Source organism: Paenibacillus sp. 453mf, assembly GCF_900116105.1.
Lineage (GTDB): Bacteria > Bacillota > Bacilli > Paenibacillales > Paenibacillaceae > Paenibacillus > Paenibacillus provencensis.
Window position 1 is genome coordinate 2,999,700 of record NZ_FPAC01000001.1, and the last position, 19,006, is coordinate 3,018,705.

17 protein-coding genes and 8 tRNA genes are annotated in these 19,006 nt (G+C 45.4%); 2 read left to right on the top strand and 23 right to left on the bottom strand.

Annotated elements, in window-relative coordinates; genetic code table 11:
• Positions 1-69: 69 nt before the first annotated feature.
• From BM415_RS14135 to BM415_RS14160, 6 genes are all read right to left on the bottom strand, one after another.
• Positions 70-582 (bottom strand): adenine phosphoribosyltransferase, encoded by a 513-nt coding sequence (locus BM415_RS14135; protein ID WP_091158907.1) that lies wholly within the window; start codon positions 580-582, stop codon positions 70-72.
• A gap of 29 nt (positions 583-611) precedes the next feature.
• Positions 612-3,017 (bottom strand): single-stranded-DNA-specific exonuclease RecJ, encoded by a 2,406-nt coding sequence (recJ, locus tag BM415_RS14140; RefSeq protein WP_091158908.1) that lies wholly within the window; start codon positions 3,015-3,017, stop codon positions 612-614.
• 122 nt (positions 3,018-3,139) lie between these two features.
• Entirely contained in the window at positions 3,140-4,084 is a 945-nt protein-coding gene (locus BM415_RS14145; RefSeq protein WP_091158910.1) for a cation diffusion facilitator family transporter, read from the bottom strand.
• Between the two features lie 87 nt (positions 4,085-4,171).
• Complete coding sequence (gene secF, locus BM415_RS14150; protein ID WP_091158912.1) at positions 4,172-5,083, bottom strand: protein translocase subunit SecF; 912 nt, start codon at positions 5,081-5,083, stop codon at positions 4,172-4,174.
• Complete coding sequence (secD, locus tag BM415_RS14155) at positions 5,073-6,323, bottom strand: protein translocase subunit SecD (RefSeq protein ID WP_091159275.1); 1,251 nt, start codon at positions 6,321-6,323, stop codon at positions 5,073-5,075. Before secD ends, secF begins: the two co-directional genes overlap by 11 nt.
• Before the next feature lie 130 nt (positions 6,324-6,453).
• The gene (locus tag BM415_RS14160; RefSeq protein WP_047913325.1) at positions 6,454-6,714 is read right to left on the bottom strand and encodes a post-transcriptional regulator; all 261 of its coding nucleotides are present in this window, start codon (positions 6,712-6,714) and stop codon (positions 6,454-6,456) included.
• Positions 6,715-6,937: 223 nt separating this feature from the next.
• Between BM415_RS14160 and spoVB the strand changes: the two genes are divergently transcribed.
• Positions 6,938-8,524 (top strand): stage V sporulation protein B, encoded by a 1,587-nt coding sequence (spoVB, locus tag BM415_RS14165; protein ID WP_091158914.1) that lies wholly within the window; start codon positions 6,938-6,940, stop codon positions 8,522-8,524.
• Between the two features lie 20 nt (positions 8,525-8,544).
• Here spoVB and BM415_RS14170 read toward each other — a convergent pair whose 3' ends face one another.
• The gene (locus BM415_RS14170) at positions 8,545-9,300 is read right to left on the bottom strand and encodes a DUF421 domain-containing protein (protein WP_170862454.1); all 756 of its coding nucleotides are present in this window, start codon (positions 9,298-9,300) and stop codon (positions 8,545-8,547) included.
• Positions 9,301-9,466: 166 nt separating this feature from the next.
• Here BM415_RS14170 and BM415_RS14175 point away from each other — a divergent pair, with 166 nt between their 5' ends.
• A complete protein-coding gene (locus BM415_RS14175) occupies positions 9,467-9,856 on the top strand; it encodes a TIGR04086 family membrane protein (protein ID WP_091158916.1) in 390 nt (129 codons plus the stop codon).
• 164 nt (positions 9,857-10,020) lie between these two features.
• Here BM415_RS14175 and yajC read toward each other — a convergent pair whose 3' ends face one another.
• The 16 genes from yajC to BM415_RS14255 all read right to left on the bottom strand — a co-directional run bounded on the left by yajC (position 10,021) and on the right by BM415_RS14255 (position 19,006).
• Positions 10,021-10,332, bottom strand: coding sequence for a preprotein translocase subunit YajC (gene yajC, locus BM415_RS14180; protein ID WP_091158918.1), 312 nt, complete (start codon positions 10,330-10,332; stop codon positions 10,021-10,023).
• A 69-nt stretch (positions 10,333-10,401) separates the two neighbouring features.
• On the bottom strand, positions 10,402-11,541 hold the full coding sequence (gene tgt / locus BM415_RS14185) for a tRNA guanosine(34) transglycosylase Tgt (protein WP_091158920.1): 1,140 nt from the start codon (positions 11,539-11,541) through the stop codon (positions 10,402-10,404).
• A 22-nt stretch (positions 11,542-11,563) separates the two neighbouring features.
• Positions 11,564-12,592, bottom strand: coding sequence for a tRNA preQ1(34) S-adenosylmethionine ribosyltransferase-isomerase QueA (queA, locus tag BM415_RS14190; RefSeq protein WP_091158922.1), 1,029 nt, complete (start codon positions 12,590-12,592; stop codon positions 11,564-11,566).
• A gap of 7 nt (positions 12,593-12,599) precedes the next feature.
• Entirely contained in the window at positions 12,600-14,717 is a 2,118-nt protein-coding gene (locus BM415_RS14195; protein WP_091158923.1) for a SpoIID/LytB domain-containing protein, read from the bottom strand.
• Between the two features lie 253 nt (positions 14,718-14,970).
• Complete coding sequence (gene ruvB, locus BM415_RS14200) at positions 14,971-15,975, bottom strand: Holliday junction branch migration DNA helicase RuvB (RefSeq protein WP_091158925.1); 1,005 nt, start codon at positions 15,973-15,975, stop codon at positions 14,971-14,973.
• A gap of 55 nt (positions 15,976-16,030) precedes the next feature.
• Positions 16,031-16,648, bottom strand: coding sequence for a Holliday junction branch migration protein RuvA (gene ruvA, locus BM415_RS14205; protein WP_091158927.1), 618 nt, complete (start codon positions 16,646-16,648; stop codon positions 16,031-16,033).
• Positions 16,645-17,148: a crossover junction endodeoxyribonuclease RuvC gene (gene ruvC, locus BM415_RS14210; protein WP_091158928.1), complete on the bottom strand. Its 504-nt coding sequence runs from the start codon at positions 17,146-17,148 to the stop codon at positions 16,645-16,647. Before ruvC ends, ruvA begins: the two co-directional genes overlap by 4 nt.
• Before the next feature lie 195 nt (positions 17,149-17,343).
• Positions 17,344-18,015 (bottom strand): BofC C-terminal domain-containing protein, encoded by a 672-nt coding sequence (locus tag BM415_RS14215; RefSeq protein WP_244533235.1) that lies wholly within the window; start codon positions 18,013-18,015, stop codon positions 17,344-17,346.
• A 99-nt stretch (positions 18,016-18,114) separates the two neighbouring features.
• Positions 18,115-18,188: transfer RNA gene (locus tag BM415_RS14220), tRNA-Pro, on the bottom strand.
• Between the two features lie 8 nt (positions 18,189-18,196).
• Positions 18,197-18,276, bottom strand: a tRNA-Leu gene (locus BM415_RS14225).
• A 64-nt stretch (positions 18,277-18,340) separates the two neighbouring features.
• Positions 18,341-18,412: transfer RNA gene (locus BM415_RS14230), tRNA-Gly, on the bottom strand.
• Positions 18,413-18,421: 9 nt separating this feature from the next.
• A tRNA-Leu gene (locus tag BM415_RS14235) sits at positions 18,422-18,502 on the bottom strand.
• Positions 18,503-18,556: 54 nt separating this feature from the next.
• Positions 18,557-18,633: transfer RNA gene (locus BM415_RS14240), tRNA-Asp, on the bottom strand.
• Between the two features lie 11 nt (positions 18,634-18,644).
• Positions 18,645-18,718 (bottom strand) — tRNA-Met (locus BM415_RS14245).
• A 10-nt stretch (positions 18,719-18,728) separates the two neighbouring features.
• Positions 18,729-18,801, bottom strand: a tRNA-Val gene (locus BM415_RS14250).
• 133 nt (positions 18,802-18,934) lie between these two features.
• Positions 18,935-19,006 (bottom strand) — tRNA-Glu (locus BM415_RS14255).

Below are 19,006 nucleotides of genomic sequence, written 5' to 3' on the forward strand. Positions count from 1 at the left end.
CCGTGGCTGATCACCTTTTTTGCTACATCTAATGCTTATTCGTCAAAATATTTCCCGGGAAACGGGAGTTTAGTATTTCATAAGTGAATAAACATTCACATCAGTAAGTTTATCTCTACCGTTGAGCTCTTCAAGTTCAATCAGGAATGCAGCGCCAACTACGTTTCCACCCAACTGACGAACTAGATTTACGGAAGTCGCAATTGTACCGCCTGTTGCGAGCAAATCATCAGCAATCAGCACATTTTGGCCTTTTTCAATGGCATCCGTATGCATCGCTAATTTATCTTTACCGTATTCGAGATCATATCCGATTTCAATGGTTTCACCTGGTAATTTACCGCTTTTACGAATAGGTGCAAAACCGACACCCAGTGCATAAGCAAGCGGTGCTCCAACAACGAAGCCGCGTGCTTCCGGGCCCGCAATCACGTCAATTTTCAGATCAGATACAAGCTGCTTGATTTCATCTACCGCTTTGCGGTACACTTCTCCGTCCTTCAGCAGTGTTGTAATGTCCTTGAAGCTGATTCCGGGCTGCGGAAAATCAGGGATAACCCGAATGTAATCTTTAAAATCCAAAATAATCTCCTCCTAAAATAAATGAATGCTTAGGATGCACCTTTCATGTGAGACATCATCCATTGCATCAGTTGGGGCGCTGCCAAATCAAACATCGCATGTTCCATATCAACGAGCTGTTCAATAGCCTGGTAGTTTCGGGAATCCATCAAATTTTGCTTGGAAGGATTCCTCACGAATGTTATTGTACCAGAATTTCGTTCAATGAATGACAGCTCCTCAAACACATCCATCACCTTGGAGATCATCCTTACAGAATATCCGCACTGACGGCTGAGTGCCTCCATCATTCCTTTTTCCGGTACAGCTTCTTGTCCCCATTTGGATATAAGGACATATATACGTTTAAAATCATCACGTGTAAATCGCTGCAGTCTTTCGCTGCGATGTACATGGGCGTGAAGAAGAATAACATTACCCGTTCTCTTGATCAAGCTTTGCATCGCTGTTAATTGCTCGGCAGTTTTGGGGGTATCCAGAACAAACAGATTATCTAGCTGCTCTCCCTCAAATCCTAACGCTAAGTCGTTCTTCGGAACGACTCCAACCTTCCTATCATATACCCAAATTGCCTTTTCATTCAATTGGTTTTCTAGACCAAATATATTTTTTTCATGAACAAGCACTCCGTTGATGCTTGAAGCGGATTGAGCACGGCTTCCCAGCTGCTGTATAAAACGCTCGATCTCGCGTGCTGGATCCCTGCTTCCCCGATAATCGAATACCTGGTGCTCTGGAAATCTGAAATCCTCCAGCATCAGCTGCAGCTTTCTAGATCCATTCCATTCATTGATTTGCAGCTCACCCATCACTTCAAATGCAGAGCCTTCTGGTAGGTAGTCCGCAAATACGCCGCTCCCAAACGAAACCGCATCAATGAGCTGACCATCTTGTTCTAGCGTAAGCTTTAAATGAGACTGATCCTTCCCCATCTTGCGAATTCCGACCAGATTGACATTTCGGATTACGAATTTAGGAGTCGGATTGTCCATTCCAAAAGGCTGAAGCAGCTCCAGCTCTTCGATGACAGACAGAGGTACCTCACTTAAACTGCACTCTCCATCTGTTTCCCTCACCGGAATAAAATGCTCAGGCTGCATCGTTCTCTCCGCGTACTCGTTCAGCTGCTGCTCGAGAAGAGACAGTTGATCACGATGCAGCGTCATTCCTGCTGCCGCAGGATGACCTCCATAATGATCCATGACGTCCTTGCATGAGGTTAGTGCCTCATAAATGTCGAGTCCAGGGACGGATCGGGCAGACCCTTTACATTTGCCGGTCTCTGGATCGATGCCCAGTATTAAAGTGGGCCGATAATAACGTTCCAGCACTTTAGATGCCACAATCCCTACAACACCTGGATTCCAGCCCTCGCCTGCAAGGACAATAACATGTGGAAGTTGACCACCGGAGGCTTTTTTATGCTCCAGCATCTCGACAGCTTGCTGCGTCATTTGCTGCACCACCTGCTGACGCTCCCGATTAAGCAGATCCAGCTCCTCGGCAAGTCTTACCGCTTCATCTTGACTCTCGGTAGTTAATAGGGCAACAGCCCTGCCTGCATGATCAAGTCTGCCGCTTGCGTTAATACGGGGACCTACTGAAAAACCGATATGAACAGAATTGACGGTAGCTAGATCAACTCCGCTGATCTCGAGGAGTGCACGAATCCCAAGATAAGCAGTATTTCTCATGGATTCAATACCTTGCTTAACAATGATTCGATTCTCACCCGTAAGCGGCATTAGATCCGCTATCGTGCCGATGCTAGCAATTTCCATCCATTCCTTGGGCACATCCCCTAGAATCGCTTGGGCAAGTTTCAAAGCAACCCCCACCCCAGCTAGTCCTTTAAAAGGATATGGGCAATCTTTTTGCTTGGGGTTAATCAGGGAATAGGCTTCCGGCAATAGATCAGGGGGCTCGTGATGATCAGTGACAATGACATCGATACCGAGCTCTCTGGCATATGCGATTTGTTCCACAGCGCTTATTCCTGTATCCACTGTAATAATTAGTGTAACTCCCTGCTGATGAGCCCAATCCAGAGCATGGTTGTGAAGGCCGTAGCCTTCATTTGCACGATGGGGAATATATATATCGTAAGAGGCAGAGAGTCTGCGCATCAAATGAATCATCAGTGAGGTACTGGAGACTCCATCCGCGTCATAGTCACCATAAATTAAAATATGTTCACCTTGATCCAGCGCATCCTTAATGCGAGGCACTGCTTCCTTCATTCCTTTTAACAGATAAGGATCATGCATGGATACGGCAGCAGCATTCAAGAAGGATGAAGCGCTATCCGTACTTCCTAATCCTCGGTTAGCAAGCAGTCTAGCCATCAGGGGAGATATGTTTAGATCTTCAGCTAATTTGTGTATTTCTTCCTCATCATGCTCCGGCATGTTCCATTGATATTTCGAGTAAAGCACTGAAATCACCTTTCTTTCTATACAGAATGAACTAAGGCATCACTATCCACAGTTCAATCCATCCAGCACGCCGCAAACCATATATATCAATAGCCAGCTACTCATATACGCTGGCCGTTTGTTTATTGAAGCAAAGTAGTCGACTCGCGTTCAGCCAGCTCATAATTGCTCTTATATGGATACTCTGACAAATACGGCAAAACTTCTATGCTGACCTCTGCAATGTGTTCAAATCGTCCTACAAGCAGAACCTTAACACGTTCAGACGTTTCCTGTGCCTCAGCAACGCTCATTCTTGGATTCACTGTAACTATGACATCTACATAAATACCACTAGTCCGCTCATAGGCATGAATCTGTTCAACCGTTACAATACCATGAACGCGCTGAACTGTCTCCATGTAATCATAGGTATCTCGCCGAATCCCCTTTTCTCTATGGCCCAAGAAATAGTTCACGAGCAGCTCATATCCCTTCCAGATCACGATTGCAGATGTCATTAGTGCAGCAACAGGTTCACAATATAGAAGCATTGAGTTATCCAATTCTTTACCGACCATAGCAAGAGTGATGCCTGCAAGGACGATTAGAGAGCTATAAAGAGCTAGACGGTGACTATGGCCCATCATATGAATTGCCCGTTTATCTTTGAGGCTGCGTCGCCATTCATATTGAAACCATATCTCTCTAGCAACAAACGCAACAAACGCGATGATGAGGACCATCAGCTGCGGCGGTTCAAGGTCACCTACCACCATAACATAGACAGAAGAGAAAGCAATTTGCATCGCACCTAATATCACGAGCAAAGGAATGATGAGTGCAAGAAATTCTCCGAATCGAACCGTGTGGCCTGAAGAGGATTCTGTTATTTCCTTATTCGCGTTACCGAACCTATGTGTAATAAGTGCAGAGACCTCTCCTGCCGAGTACATGGCGTCGCTCAAAAGCGCCTTGTTTCCCGAAATATAACCCACACTGCCTTTTAAAATAGTCAGTCCCATATTTCCAAGCATGCCGGTCCAGAAACGTGACTTGTTTATGTGTTGCAAATATTCAGTGGTCATCCGTGTTCCCCCTCTACACGTTAGACGGTTAGATTCGAAAGCCGCGCCTTACGTAGACGCGGCTTTCTTTGTTTTTTTCCATTAAAGTCAGCTAGTCGACTTCGCAGGATTGTTTGTTATTGGCTTTTGTTTGTTTTTAAGAATCGCCCAGAGCGGACTTGCAATAAATATGGATGAGTAGGCGCCGAAGACAAGACCAATCACCATAGCCAGTGAGAACATGCGAATCGATTCGCCGCCCAGCAGGAATAAGAACAATGATGCAATAAATACGGTAATGGTCGTATTCAGTGAACGAGTCATCGTCTGTGCAATGCTTCGGTTTACAACCTCGTTCACATCTTTGCGTGACTTAATCTTGGTAAATCTCAAATTCTCTCGAATCCGGTCAAATACAACGATGGTATCGTTGATGGAGAAACCGACAATCGTCAATACAGCCGTGATAAAGGTCAGATCCACTTCCCATCTGAATATGGAGAAAATACTGATGACGACAAAGGCATCATGAAGCAGTGCTACAATTGCAGCTACAGCAAATCTCCACTCAAACCGGATCGTAACATAGATCAAAATCCCCAAGCTTGCGATCAATACCGCATAAATGGCATTGCGTCCCAGCTCTTTGGCCATTTCCGGATCGACGGTGTTGACTTCAAAGGACGCTTCCGGGTCAATTTGTTCATTAAAAGCCGATTTCAGACTTGCTTCCTGTTCTTCATTAAGCACCGAAGAAAAACGAATGCTCACTCGGCTTGTACCTGCAGAAATGGCAGGCTCATCATCCGCAAGTCCCAGCTCTTCAAGGACAGGTTCGATTTCTTCCGTTGTAATGGTTTTGGATGCAGATACGTCTACATTCGAGCCTGAACGAAAATCCACGCCATAGTTAAGCCCAAAGACAGCAAGGCTTAATATCCCAAGCAAAGTGATAACGATGGAAAACGTATAAAAATATTTGCTTACTTTGATGTAATCAAATTCCCAATTAAAGCGCACGAATTTCACTCTCCTTCACGCCGAAGTAAGAAGGCTTCTTAATCAGTTTTGCTTTGACAAGCAAGTTCAGCAAGAAGCGGGAGAAGAAGATATTCGTAAGAATGCTCGTTACAATATCTATAATCAGAACAATTGCAAAGCCTCTGACTGCTCCGGTACCGAGCCAGAACATAACAGCAGCTGCAATAATCGTTGTGACATTCGAATCCATTACCGTACGGAATGAGATCCGTTCACCGGACTTGACAGCAGACATGACACTCTTTCCGCTGCGAAGCTCTTCTTTAATCCGTTCATAGGTAATAATATTGGCGTCAACCGCCATCCCGATCCCCAGAATGAAGGCCGCGATCCCTGGCAGGGTGAGAACAAAATCCCCCCAATAAAAAATAAGCAAAACAAGCCATGTATGCACAATGAGGCAAAAGCTTGCTACAATCCCAGGTATACGATATAACCCAATCATAAATATCAAAATAAAGGCGGATGCAATAATTCCGGCTTTAATTGTCTGCTCTAGGGATAGCTGTCCAAGTGAAGCTCCCACGCTTTGAGAGTATTTCTCTGTCAGCTTCAGCGGCAAGGCACCCAGATTGATTGTGTCTCGAAGCTGATTCGCTTCTTCCCGTGTGTAGCTTCCTGAAATTTGTGCCCTGCCATCGGTCAATACTTGTCGCACTACCGGAGCAGACAACAGCTCATCATCCAAGTAAATAGCCAGATCTTGACCCTGCAGACGCTCCGTAATTTCTGCGAACTTATCCTTGTCCTTGACCTGAATGTCTACCATAGGCTCGTTTAAGCTGTTAAATACAACAGAGGCGCCGTTCTCGACAAACTCATTTCCTCTGAGCTCTATCTTGCTGTACTCCCCAGGCTCGTCCCCTTCCTGAGCACTACGGAACGTCAGAACTGCCGGCTCCTTCATCTGCCTGCGTACCTCTGTCTCATCCGTAACTCCAGCTAGCTTCAAGCGAATCCGGTTTGTACCCTCTGTTGTTACTTCAGGCTCACTTGTACCTAATGCATTGGCACGTTGCTCGAGACTCTTCGCCGTTTGTGTAAGTGATTCTCTGGTGACTTCTTGTCCTGCTTCCAGCGGCTCAGCTTCATATAAAATCTCGAAGCCTCCCTTTAAATCGAGGCCGAGGCGTATATTGTTAAGCAGACCTGGGCTTGTATAGGCCATAACGCCGGCGGTCACAAGCACGACCAGAATGAAACTGATAGCTCTCTTCATGCCGTCACTTTTATCCCCCTTCATTCTCAATATTCCTATTATAGCGATGCAGGAAATCTCAGTCAATTTTCCTATATGAAAAAGGCATTAAGTAAATCGTTATTTTGGAACAAAAAAATTCCTCTCTCGATTAGAAAGAGGAACCTCGATAAGCGGACAGCGTCATGTAATTCATAAAGCTGGTTGCCTTCAGCGATAAAATATCGTTAACCAGCTGATGCAGCTGCGGAACGCCGTGTTTCTCGTATTTATGACTAATACAGTTCCAAACATCCTTACTGGTTACATGCTCATATCCTACCAACCGAAGTTCCTCCGCTTTACTGCAGCATAACAGCTCGATGGCTTCTTCTAGCTCCTGTCCATCCATCTCTTCAATTGTGGAATCCATCTGCTTCAGTCCTCCCTTTAGACATTCCATATTCATTTATTCGTCTTATACCCGCAATACTCCTGCCTGATTCAGGATTAGAAGGCTGTTATATTCAGGAAATCTCATAATTGGCAAACTTCCTAGTCATGAGATGGGACAGGTCTGGCATATCCATTTATTAAGAGCCAGTCCACTAGACACAGGAATAAGTATTAACCCAGGGGAAGAGGGAAGTCCATTTATGAAAAAACAAACATTCATCCAAGGAACCATGATTCTACTTGCAGCCGGCATTATCAATCGTATCCTTGGATTTATTCCCCGTATTATACTGCCAAGAGTGATTGGAGCTGAGGGTGTCGGCCTATACCAGCAAGGTTACCCATTCTTTATCGTAATCGTGACTCTGATCACTGGAGGCCTTCCCTTAGCGATCGCTAAGCTTGTGGCTGAAGCCGAATCCTTAGGCAATAACGGTAACGGTTCATCAGAAAAAATTCTTAGAGTAAGTCTGATGTTCACGTTGTCGCTGGGCGTGTTGTTCACTACCTTATGTATTATCTTTGCACCATGGGTAACTAGCACCATTCTAACTGATGAGCGTGTCTACCATACCTTTGTCAGCATGACACCGATGATTCTCATCATCGCTGTTTCGTCCGTATACAGAGGATATTTCCAAGGAAAACAAAACATGATTCCCTCTGCCGCTTCCTCCATTGCCGAGACGCTCATGAGAATATTGTGTGTGCTGTGGTTCTCCTATCTTCTGCTTCCACGAGGCATCGAATATGCGGCGGCAGGAGCTATGCTGGGCGCGGTCGCAGGTGAGCTTATCGGTATGATTGTACTCCTCTGGCAGCATGAGAAATACAGAAAAGCGGGAAAAACATTACCTTCTCTCCCATCATCACCTGCTAAACAGAGTAAGGGACAGCAAAAATCGATTTTCAAAAAACTAATGGCCATCTCTATTCCAGTTACAGCCGGTCGCCTAGTAGGTTCATTGTCTTACTTGCTGGAGACTATCGTTACAGCTCAAAGTCTCGCCCTTGCGGGTCTGACCAAGGCATTGGCTACAGCACAATATGGTGCACTCCAAGGCATGGTAATCCCTTTGCTGCTGCTTCCTGGTGCATTGACATCATCACTGGCTACATCGCTCGTTCCGTCATTATCGGAGGCAGCCGCAAGAAAAGATTATAAAACCATTCACAAGAGACTTCATCAATCACTCAGACTTGCTCTTGTCACCGGCGGACCCTTTGCAGTCGTGATGTATGTACTTGCGGAGCCTCTTTGCCGGCTGCTTTATGACGATGGCTCCATCGCCGACATGCTCAAGACCATGACTCCATTTGCCCTGTTCATCTATGTACAAGCTCCACTCCAGGCCGCACTACAAGCTTTAGATCGACCAGGAAGAGCCCTTATCAACACCACGATCGGTGCCGTTATTAAAATTACTCTTATCCTTACGCTTGCTTCAAGACCTGAATATGGCATATACGGAGCGGTCATTGCCATCTGTGTTAACTCCCTCATTGTCACTCTGCTTCACGGACAAAGCTTGAGACAGCTCCTTGGCTTTCGCTTTCGTTGGCTCGATCTCATTAAAGTGGCAGCGGGCATGGTAATTATGGCCGGTGTCGCACAATATTTGTTCATCCATCTGCCTTGGACTCATTTATCCTTCTTACAATTTGCAGTTTCCAGTTGGATAGGACTTATCGTTTATTTAGCAGTAATGGCAGCCTGCCGTTTAATTGACTTGCACGATTTGTCCCGTGTTCCTTTTATCGGCTCATGGATATCGCCACGTAAATAGCTTGCCGCTTATTTTTCGAATTATTTTTTAGAACTGTCTTTTTTAGCGTTAACGTATATCTGGCCCTTATGATCAATTGAGCATAGAAAGACATCCTTGAAGTCTTTTATCCCATGCTCTTGGATCTGATTCTTCAGCCAGAAGCGGTTTTTCTGAATCATATCCAGATTGGCATCCTGCACCTTCCCATCCATAATGAGCGGAAGCGGCAGTGCCTCATAACGGATATTCGTCAAATTGATACTCTTCTGCTCTTCTGCAGCTTCGCTCATATGTGAATATAGGCTTTCTTGTGGATGCTTTGGTTTCTCATCCGGCCTCTTCTCTTTTGGAATGATGGACAGCTTCCCAGTTGTCTCTAGAATGGCAAACTGTAAGTCGTCAACATTATCAACATTCTGTTCGCGCAATTGCAGCATGAGATCGTCAAGATTATATCGCTGTCTTTTCATTTCATCACGCTGCAGTTTTCCGTCCGACACGAGAATGACCGGCTTACCATCTGCAGCCAGACGGAACCATCTGCTCTTTAGCCCGAGGAGGGCGAGACATACCTGCAGAATAATGAGTGTTATAATCGGCACAATGCCTTCATATAGAGGTCTTTCTACATCCTCTATAGCGAAGACTGCAATCTCTGCGAGCATGATGGATATAACGAGATCAAAAACAGACAGCTTCCCTATTTCTCTTTTGCCCATCAAACGAATTGCAAAAGCAGCAATACAGTACATGAGTACCGTACGCAGAATATGTAACATGACATGATCGATCATGATCCGTGCCTCCCTGTAGCTATGGGTCAAATGTGGACATTGGTAATGAATAGGTTGACCGAAGTTCAAGAGAGCCATTCCATTTAATTAATGGAAAATGAGAACATAAGCCGTATAGCTTGGCCATAGAATGTATTAATTAAAGCCGATCAAGGAGGTTTCCTGTATGGATTTTGTACGCCGCGTATTTTCCATTCGTATTCACAGCCCGCTGCTCTCAGGATTAATTACTGCCTTTGTGTGGATGTTTGTTGGTGCCTTGGTTTTATCTCTCTTTCTGTGGCTGACAGGTATGCGAGAGCAAGACTTATCCTCCTATACCTATTTCGTTCATTCAATTGCCCTTTTATTCGGAGGGTTCGCTTCAGGAAAAAAATCGGGGGAGCGCGGATGGTATCATGGTGGTATTACAGGAGTGGTATACGGTCTTCTCGTCTTTGTTATCGGATTTCTAGCTCTTAATTCTTCGATTCAATTATATGACTTGCTGCAATGGGTAATTGCATTTTTCGTTGCTGCCCTTGGTGGGATCTTCGGAGTTAATATCAAGAGATAGCATCACCCTCCCACAGTTTATTTTCCAAAATCCATATATATCATCCTCCAAATCAAAATAAAAGGACTCCGGCATGGAGTCCTTTCTCATTTCTACAGCTTTTATTAGTGCACCTGTTTGTCCCTATTAAGAGCATTCATGTTCACTTCAATTCAAGCGGATGCTTATGCTGTTTCTTCGCTTTCTCTTGGAACGACGGAGCTGATGCTGTTGCGGTTAAATGTCAACTTAGTGACATCGTTTACGCGCAAAACGATCGTATCGTCCGTAACTTCAGTGATCACACCGTGAAGTCCGCCAATTGTAACGACCTTATCTCCCTTTTTCAAGGAGTTCAGCAAGTTTCTATGTTCTTTTTGTCTCTTTTGCTGCGGTCTGATCAGAAGAAAATAAAACACCGCAAACATAAGTACCATCATTATGATGAGCTGAAGACTACCGCCTGTACCTCCTGCTTGTAATGGAGCATTTATCATCTGTTTTCCCCCCTTTCTAAAATTAACAATCCTTATAATCATGATCCTGCTTAAACCATACTCGCGGATCTAAAATCCTTTGTCATTGTCATGGAGACCATATTGCTCAAAGAATTCATCACGGAAATCTAGTAGACGGTCATCCATGATCGCCTGACGCACTTTCTTCATTAAATTCAATAAGAAATGCAGGTTATGATACGTTGTAAGACGTAGGCCAAACGTTTCGTCTGCCTTAATCAAGTGCCGTAGATATGCTCTTGAGTAGTTCCGGCATGTATAGCAATCGCATTCAGGATCAAGCGGACTAAAATCACGGGCATACTTCGCGTTACGCACAACAAGTCTGCCTTGACTAGTCATTGTAGTTCCATTACGTGCAATACGAGTAGGAAGTACACAATCAAACATATCCACGCCTCGGATTGCTCCCTCAATCAATGCATCAGGGGAACCGACACCCATCAAATAACGCGGCTTATCTGCCGGAAGCAATGGGACCGTATAATCCAAAACTTGGTACATTAAATGTTTGGGCTCTCCCACACTTAGTCCACCAATAGCATACCCCGGGAAATCCATGGAAGTCAAATCTTGAGCGCTTTGTTTACGCAAATCTTCATGCATTCCACCTTGTATGATCGCGAACAAACCTTGGTCATGAGGTCTTGCATGACTTTCAAGACAGCGCTCTGCCCAGCGGCTCGTTCTTTCGAGCGATCTCTTAACGTATTCATAGTCTGCAGGATATGGAGGGCATTCATCAAAGGCCATCATAATATCCGAACCAAGAGAGTTTTGAATCTCCATTGCAACCTCAGGAGAGAGGAACAATTTATCCCCGTTCAAATGAGATCGGAAATGTACCCCTTCCTCAGTGATTTTACGCATGTCGCTCAAGGAGAACACTTGAAATCCGCCGCTATCCGTCAGAATAGGACGATCCCAATTCATAAATTTGTGCAGGCCTCCCGCTTCACGTACAATATCGTGTCCTGGACGCAAAAACAAATGATAGGTGTTGCTCAGTATAATCTGAGCCTCCATCTCTTTAAGCTCTTCCGGACTCATTGTCTTAACTGTAGCTTGGGTTCCTACCGGCATAAAAATGGGAGTCTCGATAACACCATGCGGCGTGTGGACTCGTCCCAAACGGGCACCTGATTGCTTACAGGTTTTGATATGTTCATAAGTAATTGCTGCTGACATTTTATTATTCTCATCCTCTATCTTAGTAAATGAACATTGAATCTCCGAAGCTGAAGAAACGATATTCTTGATTTACTGCCTCTTTGTAGGCAGTCATGATGTTCTCAAGACCAGCAAGAGCACTTACCAGCATGACAAGTGTTGATTTGGGAAGGTGGAAATTCGTGATTAGAGCATCAACGACCTTAAATTCATACCCTGGGTACATAAATATATCTGTCCAGCCACTGCTGGCTGTCAGCTCTTTACCTTCAAGCTGGGTCCCTACGGTTTCGAGGGTTCGGCAGCTCGTTGTTCCCACGGCGATAACTCTTCCCCCACGGTTTTTCGTCTCATTAATCAGATCCGCTGTTTCTTGATTCAGAGAGTAGTATTCCGCATGCATGACATGTTCCTCTACGACATCGACCGACATGGGACGAAACGTTCCAAGCCCTACATGAAGGGTTATGAATCCAATTGAGATTCCTTTGGCCTGAATTCTCTCAAGGAGCTCTTCAGTGAAGTGAAGACCTGCCGTTGGAGCCGCTGCAGAGCCTTCATGCTTAGCATATACTGTCTGATAGCGTTCCTTATCCTCCAGCTTCTCCTTAATATACGGAGGAAGTGGCATCTGCCCTAAACGATCCAGTATTTCCTGGAAAATACCGTCATAGCTAAAGCGAATTACTCGTCCACCCATATCGCTCTCTTCCTCAATTGTAGCGGACAACTCTTCACCGAATCGGATGACGGCTCCCTTCTTTAGCTTTTTCCCCGGCTTAACGAGCGTTTCCCAGCGATCTTCCCCAAGATTATGCAGTAAGAGAACTTCAGCCTTAGCGCCAGTATCCTCTTTAACACCAAATAATCTGGCGGGAATAACCCTTGTATCATTAAGTATTAATGTATCCCCCGGATTAAGATAATCTATGATATCCGTAAAAGTGTGGTGCCCCATCGCACCTGTCTCTTTATTGAGTGTAAGCAGCCGTGATGCGCTGCGCTCTTTTAGCGGCGTTTGAGCAATCAGAGACTCCGGTAGTTCAAAATCATACAAATCTACATTCATAAGTTCGTCATTCCTTAACAATAGTTACATTCTGATAATAGTGTTTCAAAATAGACTGGTAATCATACCCTTCATCTGCCATTCCCTTGGCACCCCATTGAGACAATCCCAAGCCGTGACCATACCCTTGTCCATTAAACAAGAAGGATTGGGTCTTGCTTACAGCCCTTGCATTACCATCGCCGTTCATAACGACCATTGAATTGCCGGAGTAGGATGAGGTTCCCGAAGCTGAAATGACAGAAGCACCGCCAGAACCTTTTTTCTCCGCGGTTTGTCCGTTTGCACCTAGTACAGTATAACTTCCGGTATCCGTAATATCAAACAATGTACTTGGCAAGCTGCCAAATGCGGATCGATAAGCGTCTCCATATTTTACGCCAAGGACCTGAGCGTTGGCCCGTACTTCTAGAGCACGGCCTGACGACCCTCGTTCGGTAACTTCAAGACTTGTAATAGAGGACGGTACAGTGGTGTTTACTTTGCCTTGGAGCATAGCTACGACCTCTGCGGATGTGAAAGGACCTCTCATCCAGCTGAAGCTTCCGGATTCATTAACCTTGCCTAGAACTACGGCTTCTGTTCCCGGATTCAATTGTGATATTGGATTTACAGCGGATTGAATCAAAGGAATTTTTCGCACATTCGTATTCTGAGCTGTCACTGTCAGCTTTGGAAGCCCTGCCGCTGTAGTGCCTTCAAGCAATTTGGTATTGTCTTCCCTTACGTAGCCTGTCTTGCCATCGGCAAGCAGCACATGATACCACTCGTATGTACCTTCCTGAGCTGCTTTGTCCCCCGGACTTTCTACGCTAGCGAATAAGTTTCCGCCGCCATTCCACACCTCTGAGGGATCAGCTGTGGTTCCCCCTGCATTGGATGAGAAGATCGCTTCAATAATCTTGCCGCCGCTCTTCAGAACCTCACCCGACGTCGCATCAACGGCCTGTGTAACACGCTCATGCTCTGCACCCATTCCATTGTAGGCTTGACTGAGCGTCGTATCTACAACATTGGCTATGGTAAAACGATTGCCCTGATACAGAGCATAGCTCCGTGCAGCAACAGCCTGGGCTTTCAGTGTCTCTTCCGGCCAGGATGTATATACCTCCGTCCCCACTACAGAGTAGAGATATTGTTCAAGCGGCAGCTCATTAACCAATGCCAATTGACCGTTATAGCTGCTAATCTCAAAATCACCACGATAGGTTCTTGCTGAACGTTCTGTAACACGAGTTCCAGCTTCTCCTCCGTCCAGTACAAGCTTAGCCTCATTTCCACTGACGATATAATGATCCCTCGCTGCTGGTGAAGCGAGATTCAGCGTTGTATCCTCTCGAATAATCATTGCTTTGGTACTTGGAACGACCGGTGTCATTGTGAGCTGAGGCAGCTGTTGTTTCACTGCTTTTTCAACAGAAGTGAGCAGTGCATCTGTCGTCTCTTCACCGATCCAAACTGAATATTCAGGAGCCCCTGTGCCCTTGGATTGCAGCACCGTATAAGCATCAAATCCTTCAGCCGTAATTGTGCTGCGCACCTTGTCAGCAGCTGCCTTGGAAGCGTAGACGCCTACGGAGCTATGTTTACTTCCCTTCACAGCAGGCTTTTGACCGTTTAACAGGGCGCTGTTATTCTGGGCAATTCGTGAAGCAGCTGCCTCTGCCAGACTCAGCGTATTATAATTGCCTGTATATACCTGATAAACTATTTTACCGCTCTTAGAAGCAGAATACATAATCGGTTTGTCAGCCGTGCTCTGCAGAGCTTTAGTGATGGCTGCCGCTTTTGCAAACTCATTAGTTTCGAATACTTTTAAACGATACCCGTCAACACTGAATCGAACCTCATCAGCACTTGAAAGTGTAAGCCAGGCTTCGTATCCGTTATTTCCTGACATTCCAGCAGTCCCATTTCCAGATGTTTGCATAGTAACTGCCGGCGTGGTTGACTTATACGTGCTGCCTAGGTCAACAAACATAGCTACACGAATCGTATCGACTTCCGATGCATTAGCATGTGACGGCATGTAAAGACTTCCTGCTACTACTGCAGCTGCTACAGCGAGCTTCGCCCTCTTTAACCAATGCAAACGATGTTCGCTGGGCTTTGTTCTTCGGTACATTTAGTTATTCTCCTCCCCGATGTTGGTGCAAAGACTCCATTTCTATCGTTCATACGGTTTGTACTACTGCACGATGAACCTCAGATTTTTGCATATTTCGAATTTATTAAGTCAGCAAAACCCTCAAACATATAGGTTTATCCTGCTTAACCAACGATTTTGGGCATCATTTAAAATAAGATGCTGGAAAGTATATTGTCTGTTCTCCAGCGGCGGGACAAGCCTGTAGTCATGACTTACCTAACGTTAAACTCTATTTATCTGTCGGCATGGGAATACCGAGATGTTCATATGCAGCAGGTGTTACAACTCTGCCTCTTGGTGTCCTCTGCAGAAATCCAATCTGAAGCAGATAAGGCTCGTAGACATCCTCGATCGTCTGACTTTCTTCCCCTATTGTTGCTGCAATTGTATCAAGTCCGACAGGCCCGCCACGGAAGCTCATGACCATCGACTTCAGCATCTTATAATCTATATCGTCAAGTCCACGAGGATCGATTTGCAATCTTTTTAGAGCTTCCTCTGCCAAGGCTGAAGTTATGATTCCATCTCCGCGCACCATAGCAAAATCACGTACACGCTTCAGCAATCTGTTCGCAATTCGAGGCGTTCCTCTCGAACGAAGTGCAATCTCTTCCGCCGCATCGCCAACAATCTCAATGCCGAGCAAGTCCGCTGTACGAGATACAATATAAGTCAGCTCGTCCACGGTATAGAATTCAAGACGACTGATTACCCCGAAACGATCTCGTAACGGTGCGGACAGCAGTCCTGCTCGTGTAGTAGCGCCCACCAGTGTAAATGGAGGAAGATCAAGTCTCACAGAACGCGCACTCGGTCCTTTACCGATCATAATATCAAGAGCAAAATCCTCCATAGCTGGATACAGCACTTCTTCAACGGAACGATGCAATCGATGAATTTCATCGATAAATAAAACATCGCCTTCCTGCAAATTGGTTAAGAGCGCAGCCAGATCACCCGGCCGTTCAATCGCAGGACCTGAGGTTGTCCGAAGGTTAACACCCAGCTCATTCGCGATAATATTGGATAATGTTGTTTTGCCAAGACCCGGCGGTCCGTACAATAACACGTGATCCAGCGCTTCATTACGCATTTTGGCGGCCTCAATATATACCTTTAGATTCTCCTTGACCTGATCTTGCCCTATATATTCATTTAAATAGCGGGGCCGTAAACTTAGCTCCACCGCATGATCTTCCATCATCAGATTGGCGGATATAATCCGTTCATCCATATTTATCCCTCTATTCTGTTTCAAGCATTAACAAGCCGGGAATAACCCACTTTCTTTATCCGGTAAACAACATTTTAAGTGCTTTCTTCATCAAGAGATCAGCTGTATCCTCAGCCGTTGTCTCATTCTTCATCTTGAGCCATACTTTGTCCAGCTCGCTGTCTGTATATCCAAGTGCCTTCAGGCCCTCTCGTGCCTCTGACCAATAGGAGCCATCGCCTTCTTCCGCCACATTCGGTGCGAATAGACCGGTAGCATACATGGTACCTCCGAATCCGTCAAGCTTGTCCTTCAGGTCAAGTATCATCCGCTGTGCCGTCTTTTTACCGATACCCGGTAGTTTCGTAAGGAACATAATGTTCTCTTGATGAATGGCCGCTATCAGCTGATCAGGTGTGCCTCCGGTTAGGATACCCAGTGCTACCCGAGGACCAATCCCTGAGACTTCGATTAATTTACGAAACAGCTGCTGCTCCTCACGAGTCGAAAAACCGTACAACAGCATGGCATCCTCTCGCACATGATGATGTGTATAAACGGTCACAGCAGTCCCTTCCTGCTTAGCAAAAATAAAAGGATTCGGGCAAAAAATCTGATATCCGATTCCTTGAACATCGACGACCACATAATCATTTTCAATCATGACCACAGGTCCTTTAATATAATCTATCATTTTCTCGTAACCTCATTTAACTTCGAATTTAGAGTATAAGAATGGGCATGACATATAGCCACAGCCAGGGCATCCGCGACATCATCAGGTTTAGGGACAGCCTGCAGCTTGAGATACATCCGAACCATTTCCTGTACCTGTTTCTTCTCTGCCTTACCGTAGCCAACGATAGCCTGCTTGACCTGCATTGGTGTGTACTCCGCAATAGGCAGACCTCTTTGCGTAGCAGCAAGAACAAGCACTCCCCTCGCCTGACTTACTGACATCGCTGTGGTCACATTTCGATTAAAAAACAATTTTTCCAGCGCAACCGCATCCGGTTTATATTTATCTATTAATTGGGACATCGCTTCATATACATGTAGAAGTCGTTCCTCTTCAGGCGTATGTGCCTCTGTCTGGATCGATCCGTATTGTACAGGTGTTAATTTGTTCCCTGTTTTATCTACGAAGCCAAACCCTACAATAGCAATCCCAGGATCAATTCCTAAAAAGCGCAAAACCATCTCTCCTTAACATCTGCGAACATATGTATCGTTTAATCATTATATCAAATGTTCAAGGTGTAGAACGAAAAAGTTTGCACTTCGACGAAAACTCCTACAATTTCGTGAATATCGAACAAAAGGAACGCAAAAAAAGGCAGTTTTCACTGCCCTCTTTCAATTAACTACAACTTTATATTTTAGGAATGATCATCTTACAATATTTCCGACCGGTGCTACTGCGTAATCACTAAAAGTTGACAAAACACTGTTATATTCATCAACATCCTGGATGCGGATCCCTTTATGGAGCTGCTCAAGTACTCCTTCCGGGAGGGAGGATTCCATCGTACCTACGTCTAGCTGAAAAAACGTACGAATCACTTTTTCTTCGTCAGGTTCGCCTTGGTACAGTATCAAATTCCCGTTAGGGTCCATCCCCATAAATGCATTTTCTCTGCATTCTGGAGATAAATCATTGATTTGTTCGTTCAGTATAAGTCGGTTCTGGTCCAAACGGCCGCTCCAATCGGGATGCTGTTTAATGATGGATACCATTTCAGCGGTATCGAATATTCCAAGAGATATGGTCTCCACACCACAAATATAACTCTTCTCCAAGGCAACTTCTGTTAGCTGTTCTGTATCTTCAATTTTCTTTATAAGCAGTTCCTGTGAGGGATCAGACTCTTCCATCAAATTTAAATTATTCCCGATGACCTCCACATTGTCCGGCATAGTCAATAGAGATTGCAATGATTGTGATAGCGGAAGCCCGCCTAAAGCCATAGCCGCGAGTACTAAACAAATTGTAAGCCTCCAAAAAATTCGTTTAAGCCCTTTGAATCGTTTATCTTTATCTTTTCGTCGAAAAAATATCAATGGAATCCCCTTCTATCACACTTTTTTTGTTAAGTGTGACCCGAATTCGCTAAATATATACAAAAAAGGCTACCGCGTATGCGATAACCTTTTTATGAATCGGGATGACACGATTTGAACATGCGACCCCCTGGTCCCAAACCAGGTGCTCTACCAAGCTGAGCTACATCCCGATAAACAATGCCGGTGAAGGGACTCGAACCCCCACGGTTTCCCTCACGATTTTGAGTCGCGCGCGTCTGCCAATTCCGCCACACCGGCCTATTTTGTAATTTCAATACCTTCTTCAAACGATATTCGAGTAACTAGGGTGAAAATAAATAAAAGCGGAAGACGGGAATCGAACCCGCGACCCTCGCCTTGGCAAGGCGATGCTCTACCGCTGAGCCACTTCCGCTTAATAGGATGCGCGTGGAGGGACTTGAACCCCCACGTCAAAGACGCTAGATCCTAAGTCTAGTGCGTCTGCCAATTCCGCCACACGCGCATATATATGGAGAGTCATATAGACTCGAACCAACTACTTATCAAAGGATTATAATGGCGGAACTGACGGGATTCGAACCCGCGATCTCCTGCGTGACAGGCAGGCATGTTAGGCCTCTACACCACAGTTCCATGTAATTCAATTGCGGGGGCAGGATTTGAACCTGCGACCTTCGGGTTATGAGCCCGACGAGCTACCGAGCTGCTCCACCCCGCGATATTAAGAATGGAGACTGAGGGGATCGAACCCCCGACCCTCTGCTTGTAAGGTAGATGCTCTCCCAGCTGAGCTAAGTCTCCATTATGTAAAAAGAAAGTGACTCGTAGGGGATACTCTCACTATCGTTCGAGACTGCGATGCAATTTCTAACGATGTAAATGCTTCGACGAACCCTGATGGGTTCTCATCCCCAATCGAAGAATCAAATTAAAGTGACCCGTAGGGGATTCGAACCCCTGTTACCTCCGTGAAAGGGAGGTGTCTTAACCCCTTGACCAACGGGCC

What these genes read in the sequence shown, in the direction of transcription:
- BM415_RS14145 (WP_091158910.1), bottom strand. Translation starts at nt 4,084, where the DNA reads ATGACCACTGAATATTTGCAACACATAAACAAGTCACGTTTCTGGACC.
- secD (WP_091159275.1), bottom strand. Translation starts at nt 6,323, where the DNA reads ATGAAGAGAGCTATCAGTTTCATTCTGGTCGTGCTTGTGACCGCCGGC.
- BM415_RS14160 (WP_047913325.1), bottom strand. Translation starts at nt 6,714, where the DNA reads ATGGATTCCACAATTGAAGAGATGGATGGACAGGAGCTAGAAGAAGCC.
- spoVB (WP_091158914.1), top strand. Translation starts at nt 6,938, where the DNA reads ATGAAAAAACAAACATTCATCCAAGGAACCATGATTCTACTTGCAGCC.
- BM415_RS14170 (WP_170862454.1), bottom strand. Translation starts at nt 9,300, where the DNA reads ATGATCGATCATGTCATGTTACATATTCTGCGTACGGTACTCATGTAC.
- BM415_RS14175 (WP_091158916.1), top strand. Translation starts at nt 9,467, where the DNA reads ATGGATTTTGTACGCCGCGTATTTTCCATTCGTATTCACAGCCCGCTG.
- yajC (WP_091158918.1), bottom strand. Translation starts at nt 10,332, where the DNA reads ATGATAAATGCTCCATTACAAGCAGGAGGTACAGGCGGTAGTCTTCAG.
- tgt (WP_091158920.1), bottom strand. Translation starts at nt 11,541, where the DNA reads ATGTCAGCAGCAATTACTTATGAACATATCAAAACCTGTAAGCAATCA.
- queA (WP_091158922.1), bottom strand. Translation starts at nt 12,592, where the DNA reads ATGAATGTAGATTTGTATGATTTTGAACTACCGGAGTCTCTGATTGCT.
- BM415_RS14195 (WP_091158923.1), bottom strand. Translation starts at nt 14,717, where the DNA reads ATGTACCGAAGAACAAAGCCCAGCGAACATCGTTTGCATTGGTTAAAG.
- ruvB (WP_091158925.1), bottom strand. Translation starts at nt 15,975, where the DNA reads ATGGATGAACGGATTATATCCGCCAATCTGATGATGGAAGATCATGCG.
- ruvA (WP_091158927.1), bottom strand. Translation starts at nt 16,648, where the DNA reads ATGATAGATTATATTAAAGGACCTGTGGTCATGATTGAAAATGATTAT.